This window comes from Thermus caldifontis (assembly GCF_003336745.1).
GTDB classification, from domain to species: Bacteria; Deinococcota; Deinococci; order Deinococcales; family Thermaceae; genus Thermus; species Thermus caldifontis.
In genome coordinates, this window is sequence record NZ_KZ851833.1 from 93,133 (window position 1) to 100,309 (window position 7,177).

General features: G+C 62.6%; 5 protein-coding genes. 2 read left to right on the top strand and 3 right to left on the bottom strand.

Annotated features, from left to right (window positions below; genetic code table 11):
• Positions 1–30: 30 nt before the first annotated feature.
• A complete protein-coding gene (locus tag DK874_RS00490) occupies positions 31–1,278 on the bottom strand; it encodes a lipid-A-disaccharide synthase-related protein (RefSeq protein WP_338065437.1) in 1,248 nt (415 codons plus the stop codon).
• 51 nt (positions 1,279–1,329) lie between these two features.
• Between DK874_RS00490 and DK874_RS00495 the strand changes: the two genes are divergently transcribed.
• Positions 1,330–2,166 carry a DegV family protein gene (locus DK874_RS00495; RefSeq protein WP_114311643.1) on the top strand — a complete coding sequence of 279 codons (837 nt, stop codon included), beginning with the start codon at positions 1,330–1,332 and terminating at the stop codon, positions 2,164–2,166.
• 52 nt (positions 2,167–2,218) lie between these two features.
• A complete protein-coding gene (mfd, locus tag DK874_RS00500; protein ID WP_114311705.1) occupies positions 2,219–5,161 on the top strand; it encodes a transcription-repair coupling factor in 2,943 nt (980 codons plus the stop codon).
• Here mfd and DK874_RS00505 read toward each other — a convergent pair.
• Both DK874_RS00505 and DK874_RS00510 read right to left on the bottom strand, forming a co-directional pair.
• Positions 5,158–5,709, bottom strand: coding sequence for a COG1470 family protein (locus tag DK874_RS00505; RefSeq protein ID WP_114311645.1), 552 nt, complete (start codon positions 5,707–5,709; stop codon positions 5,158–5,160). The two genes, mfd and DK874_RS00505, sit on opposite strands and share 4 nt — an antisense overlap.
• A gap of 12 nt (positions 5,710–5,721) precedes the next feature.
• Complete coding sequence (locus DK874_RS00510; RefSeq protein ID WP_114311647.1) at positions 5,722–7,071, bottom strand: hypothetical protein; 1,350 nt, start codon at positions 7,069–7,071, stop codon at positions 5,722–5,724.
• Positions 7,072–7,177: the final 106 nt, after the last annotated feature.

The following is a 7,177-nucleotide window of genomic DNA, read 5'->3' on the forward strand; positions in this document are numbered from 1 at the left end:
GAGGCCTACGCGGTAGAGACGCATGCCCATCTAGCTTACCTCAGGGTTCTCCAGTTGGTTACGTATGTGTTGGGCAGTGCCGGTGATTCCGCCTGGGGGTCCGATGCGGCGTTTGCCTTCTTGGCTAGCCTGAACGTAGGCTTCCTGAGCGTTGAGTAGGAAAAGGACTTCCGCGGCTATCCTATGTGGGTCGGCTTCGGTCAGGCGAAGGGCTGGGCCTAAGAGCCTCTTTTGTCGGCGGGCGAAGGCCCGGGTGTATTGGGGACCGGGTGTGGGGAAACCTACGATGGGAATGCCCAAGCCTGCGGCTTGCTCGCTAGCGGTTCCCGCGGTGGATAGGGCGAGGACGCTGCGGTGGAGGATGGCGGAGAAGGACCCCCGAAGAACCCAGGCGACCTTACCCGCCTTGGTGAGACGGAGGGTGTAGGCATCTTCTTCCTGGGCCTGCCAACCGGGTAAGGGAGGAAGGGCGTTCCATGCCTTAGCCCAGGCCACCACAGGGGTCAAGGGAACGCGAAGGCTGGCTTCCAGCATAAGGGGTAGACTGAAACTTTCATCTCCACGAGTCCCCGGGATAAGGGCCATGACTGGAGCCTCGCCCACCAAAGGGTCGAGGTCACGCTCAGGGGGAGGCAAAAGATCCATGGCGAAGCTACCGTACCAATACGCATGATGGACCCCTAGGCTCTTAAGGCGTTCCAGGCTTTTTAGGTCACGCACGAAGACCGCCTTCACCGAGCGATGAAGAAGCCGTTCGTAGGGGGTGAAGTCGCTTCCTCCCCAGACTAGCGCTAACTCCAAGAAGGATGCGTTTTCCAAGTAGTATGTAGAAACAAGGGGATTGACGTGAAAGATGGGAGCGCCCTTTGCCGCCAAGAGGCCTACGGTTAAGGCGTACGCATCTCCTACTACTATCACTGCATCAACCAAAAGGGAGCGCGCTGCACGCCACTGAGCAAGGGTCATGGAGATAAAACCTGCCTTGAGGTCTGCTAGGAGGTTTTGCCAACTACCGAAGAGGAAGCCACCCGAAGGCATCGATTTACGTGGCCCGAGGATTGCCTGGGCTATTCCCACGTATGCGTTCCCCTGACCCACTAGGGGTAAGGCTAAGATTTCCTTTCCTGAAGCCAGATGTTGGGCTATGCGGGCTCCGATGGCGTCCTCGGTGGGACCGTTGGAGACAAAAACTATTTTCATACGGAGTTCACCTCGGTGTGGCTTGAATCTACTGAGGATCAGGGACCGTGTAGCCTTCCCCGTGGCAGGAACCAACACGTTGCCATTATAGGTCGGGCATTGCCTTTGACTTAGTATAAAATGGCTCACATGGAACTAGGCCTGATCACCGATACCGCTGCGGACCTGTCCCCCAGGATCCTGGAGGAGGAGGCCGTGGGCTTGGTGCCCATCTATGTCCACCTGGCGGGCAGAAGGTACAAGGACTGGCAGGAACTTACCCCGGATGCCCTCTACCAAGCCATGCGGGCAGGGGCCGAGCCTGTGACCGAGCCTCCAGGGGTGGAGGACTTTGCCGAGGTTTATGAGCGCTACCTCCAGGTATACGACCGCATCCTTTCCCTCCACGTTTCGGGGGAGCTTTCCAAAACCGTGGATAGGGCGCGGGAGGCCGCCCTCAAGGTGGCCCCCACCCGCATCCGGGTGGTGGACTCGGGGATGGTGTCCGCAGGGCTTGGGGCCATGGTGCTCAGGGGGGTGGAAATGCTGAGGAAGGGGGCGGAGGAGGAGGCGGTGGTGCGGGAGTGGGAGAGGCTTAAGCATTCCAGTCTCTACTTCAGCGTGGCCGACTTATCCCACTTGGCCCGGAATGGCCGCCTTCCCCGCTTCGGGGAGGTGGTGGGCAACCTCCTCGGCCTTCGCCCCATCTTGCGGATTGAGAAGGGGCATATACGCTTCCTCAAAGTGGCCAGGGAGGGTGCGGTGCCCGAGGTCCTTGCCCGCCTCGTCCTCCAGGAGCTCAAAGGACGGCCTGCCCGCATCACCATCGCCCATACCGACGCCAGAACCGAGTGGATTGAGGGCTTAAAGAAAAGCTTGGAGGGGGCTTTGCGCCTGGAAAAGGGGCGTATCACGCGAAGCGGGGCCACCATCGCCGCCAACGTGGGCCTTGGGGCTATAGCGGTCCACGCCTACTCGCTAGAATAGGCAAAGGGTGCCCCTCCGGCCCCAGGGCCAGGGGGGTAGGTGTTTCTTGCCCATGGAGATCGCCCTGGAACGGGAACGCTACTACGGCCACCGCCTGGCTGTGCCTCAGGTGGTGGCGGCCTTGCTCTTTTCCCAGGAGAGGCCTCCGGCCGTTCTCTTGGCCCCGGAGGAGCGGCTAGGGCGCTACCGGGACCTTGGGGCCTTTGGTGGGCCCGTTTATGTGAACCCTGGCCTCGAGGCCTGGGAGGAGCGGGCCCTTTTCGTGATGAGTTACGGGGAGGCCCTGGCGCCCTTCCCTGAGGACCCCTCCGCCTGGCGCCTGGTGCTGGAGGTGGGGCGGAGCTACCCTCGGGGGGAACTTGTGGACCGCTTCTTGCGGATGGGGTACGCCCGGGATGAGGATTACCGGGTGTTGGGGGAGGTTTTGGAGCTGGGCGAGGTGCGCTTGGAGTTCTTCGGGGACGAGCTGGAGCGCCTCCGGGTGGCCGGGGAGGAAAGGAGGCGGCACGTCCTATTGCCCAAACCGGGAAAGGCGGAAGCCTTTTCCTCCAGGAAAATCCTCCACTTTCCGGGCCCCGTGTATCTGGACACCCCGGCTCTGGCCCCAAAGGAGGTTTGGCCCCTTTTAGGGGGGCGTCAGGTGGTGGCCCTAGGGGGCGGGGTGGAGCTTCCCCTCTGGGACCTGGGGGTGAGGCCTCTTTCCCCGTACCGGGGAAGCCTTAAGGCCTTGGAAAGGGACTTGGCCCGCTGGCTTGAGGAGGGGAGGCGGGTTAGCCTCTTCGTGGCCCACGAGCGTACCCTGGACTACCTGAAAAGGCGCCTTGCCCTCTTCCAACCCCAGGTGCTCCCGCGCTTTCCCGGACCCAAGGGCCAGCTTTCCCTGTTCCGGGGAGCCTTTGAGGGGGGAGGGGAGTGGGGGGAGGAGGTTCTGCTTACCGAGGCCTTGGTCTTTGCCACGGGAGCGGTGCGGTCCAGGGTGCGGGTGGGGGAGGGTCTTGCCGACCCCGGGGCCCTTTCCCCTGGGGATTTCCTCATCCACCCTGAGCACGGCGTGGGCCAGTACCTGGGGCTGGAAACCCGGGAGGTTTTGGGGGTGAGGCGGGACTACCTGGTCCTCCGCTACAAGGGGGAGGGAAAGCTCTACCTTCCGGTGGAAGGGCTACCCCTTCTCAAGCGCCATCCCGGCACCACGGATGACCCTCCGGAGCTCTCTTCCCTGGGCAAAGGGGAATGGCAGCGGCTCAAGGAAAAGGCCAGGAAGGATGTGGAGGAGCTGGCGGCAAGGCTCCTCGTCCTTCAGGCCAAGCGCAAGGCTACCCCGGGCCGGGCCTTCCCCCCCTTGCCGGAGTGGGATCCCCTGATCGAAAGGGGTTTTCCCCACCAGCTGACCCCGGATCAGAAGCAGGCCTTAGAGGAGGTCTTGCGAGACCTCGAGGCCCCTTTCCCCATGGACCGGCTCATCTCCGGGGACGTGGGCTTTGGCAAGACGGAGATCGCCCTCAGGGCCGCCCACCGGGTGGTGGGACACGGGGCCCAGGTGGCCTTTTTGGTGCCCACCACCCTCTTGGCAGAGCAGCACGGCAAGACCTTCCGCGAGCGCTTTGCTGGGCTTCCCCTGCGCATAGGGGTCCTTTCCCGCTTCACCCCGGTCAAAGAGGAGGAGGCCATCCTCAAGGGCCTCGAGGCGGGCACGGTGGACGTGGTCATCGGTACCCACCGCCTCCTCCAGCCCGACGTTCGCTTTAAGGACCTGGGGCTTCTCATCGTGGACGAGGAGCACCGCTTCGGCGTGGCCCAGAAGGAGCGGATCCGCGAGCTGAAGGCCGAGGTGGATACCCTTTACCTTTCCGCCACCCCCATTCCCCGCACCCTTTACTCCGCCCTGGTGGGCTTGAAGGATCTTTCCAGCATCAAGACCCCTCCTCCGGGCCGGAAGCCCATCCGCACCTTCCTCGCTCCCTTTGATCCCCTATTGGTACGGGAGGCCATCCTCCTGGAACTGGAAAGGGGGGGCAAGGTCTTTTACGTGCACGATCGGGTGGCCTCCATTGAGGCAAGGAGGCGTTACCTGGAAAATCTGGTGCCCGAGGCCCGCATCGGGGTGGTGCACGGCAAGATGCCCGAGGGACTTGTGGAGGAGACCATGCTCCTCTTTGCCGAGGGGGCCTACGATGTCCTTTTGGCCACCACCATTATTGAGTCGGGCCTGGATGTGGGCGAGGCCAATACCATCCTCATCGAGCGGGCCGATCGCCTGGGCCTGGCCACCTTGTACCAGCTTCGGGGCCGGGTGGGGCGGCGGGAGCAGGAGGCCTACGCCTACCTCTTCCATCCTCCCAGGCTCACGGAGGCGGCAGAGAAGCGCCTCAATGCCATCGCGGATCTCTCCGACCTGGGAAGCGGCCACCTCCTGGCGGAAAAGGACATGGAGATCCGGGGGGTGGGAAATCTCCTGGGTCCGGAACAACATGGGCATATCCGGGCCCTTTCCCTGGAGGTTTACAGCGAGCTATTGGAGGAAGCCATCCGCAAACTGAAAGGGGAGGTCAGGGAGGAGAAGCGGCATGTGACCCTGGACCTGGGCCTTTCCGCACGGCTTCCTGCGGAGTATGTGCCGAGCCTCGAGGCCCGTAGCCGCTACTATAGCCGCTTGGCGGAGGCCAGGACCTTAGCGGAGGTTTCCCGCATCGCCAAAGAACTCAAGGAACGCTACGGCCCCCTTCCCGAGGAAGCGGAGAACTTTTTGGCCTTGGCAAGGCTTCGCCTGGTGGCCCAGCGCAAAGGAGTGGTCTCCATCACCGAGGACCTTACCCATCTCCAGGTGATCTTCCCCCGCTGGCCCCTGGACTACGATGCCCGGGCGCTGAGGCAGCTTCCCTTCCGCGTGGAGCCTACCCAGTACCCCCCGGGCTTCCGCTTGGAGAAGAAGGGCCTAAAGCCCCGGGATTACCCCGAGGCTTTGCTGCAAACCCTGTACCTCTTTGCCGATGGCTAAGGGTTGGGGATCAGGTTGAAGAGCTTAAGCCTTAGCACCACCTCAGCTTGGGTCAGGGTGTACTGGACCTTGTCCCCGGTTAGACCTAACCTGGCGCCAATGCGAAACCGGCCGCTTTTGATAAGGTCATGCGTTGGCGTGCCCGGTTGGATGTCTAGGGGGAGGGTGACGGTCTGCTCCTCCCCGGGGTTGAGGGTGACGGTTTGCTGGACGGCAGCAAAATCCCCTCCCTGGCCGTCATAGAGGTTGGTATCGTTCCCGGGGCCTAGGCGGACCTCGAGGTCCAGGTTGCTTTGGAGGCTGCCCGTGTTCTTCAAGGTTACCTGGAGGCTTACTTTTCCATCCACCAAAGCTTCAACGCCAGGCACCTCAATCAGTTGGCCCGCGGGGTCATCGGGGAAGAAAACCTCGAGAGTGGCAAGGTTCAGCTCCCCCTGGCGTTGGTCTTGGGGGATAAAGCTTAGAAGATCCACTTCAAAGCGGTGGATGGTGTGGCCGCTGCAGGCGGCCAGGGCCAGGGACACCAACAAAAGGGATACACGCTTCACGGCTTGACCTCCTTAGAAACGCACCGCCATGGCAATGCCGTACACGGTTCCCCCCACTAGGGGAGCCTCGTGGGTGGTAAGGGCCAGGTCCAGGCTAAGGGCTTCCAGGTTAAAGCCGGCCCCTAAGCCAAAGCGCAAACCTCCTTCCAGTCCCACCCCGGCCCGGAGGGCGGCAAGACCCAGGCTGTACTCCACGCCCAGGTGGAAGGCCGGGGTGGTGGCACCGAAACGGGTATCCATAGCCAGGAGGAGCTCACCCATCTCCAGGGGGAGGCGGTAGGCTCCGTTAAGGGTGAATATCGGAGCTGTGAGATCGCTTTTCTTGGTGGTGGCTGTGCGGCCGGTTTCCGTTCCGTCCACCACGGTGACCTCCACACCGCTCCACTGGGCAAAGCCTAGCAGGTTTTGCACCCCCAGGCCAAAGGCCCAGTCCTTGCCATCCACGGCCACCCCCACATCCCCCCGCAGGCCATAGCCTTGGCCGCTTCCGCCAAGGCCAAAGGTGCCCTCCAGGAAGGAGGGATAGCTGAGGAAGTAACGGGTCTCGTAGCTGACCCCGGTGGGGTTCCCATTCTGGTCAAAGACGGGTCTAGCAAGGCCCTCGGCATCCGCATAAAAGAGCCCGTAGAATCCTTCCCCACGCACGCCCACATACAGCTTTCCTAACTCGGGGATTTCGGTCACGGGCGTGCTTAGACCCAGGGCCAGGCTCAGGCCCGAGGCGTAGTTACCCTGGGCGTTCAGGGTGCAAGGAGAAGGGCTTTGCTCCTTGCAAGGGTCCAGATTGCCTCTAGCCAGCGCCTCGGCCAGCTTGGCGCTCGGGCTTACCCTCATGCCTTGGGAGCCGAAGAATGGGCCGATGCTTAGATAGGTGCCGGCTCCCAAATCCAGGGAAAGGGCGCCGAAGGGCCTCGGGATCAAGGCCTGGGGCTTATCTGGGGCGGTGCCCACCTGGAAGGAGGGGATGAGGTTGTTGCCTTGGCCGTCGGTGATGGAAAGCCCGTTGGCGCTTACCCGGAAGACCACCTCGTCGGGGCTGCGGGCTGGGTTGAGGAGGAAGCTGTCCAGGTGGGTGGCCTGGTCGTAGGCGCTGAGGAAGTCAAAGTGGTTACGAAACGCGTTGGGATCGGTGAAGTAGGCGAAGGGGCTGGTATCCGGGAAGACGGGAAGGAGGCGCAGGAGTCCTAGGGGAAGCTGGAAGCCCTCGTGATCCCACCTGTTGGGGAAGGCGGCGTAGGCGGGGTTGGCCCCTTGGCCACTGGGCCCTGGAAGGAGGACCCCACCCATACCCAAGCTCCTCACCCCCTGGGCCAGGCTTAGGCCCAGGAGGCTGGCCATAAGGAAGGCGGTGGCTCTTTTCATAGCGCGTGCATTTTATCCCATATTTGGCCTGGGTCAAGGGAGCTTGAACCTGGACAGACACATGTGAGACGCCAGATGGAATAAAAAGAGGGGAACCGACCCGTTG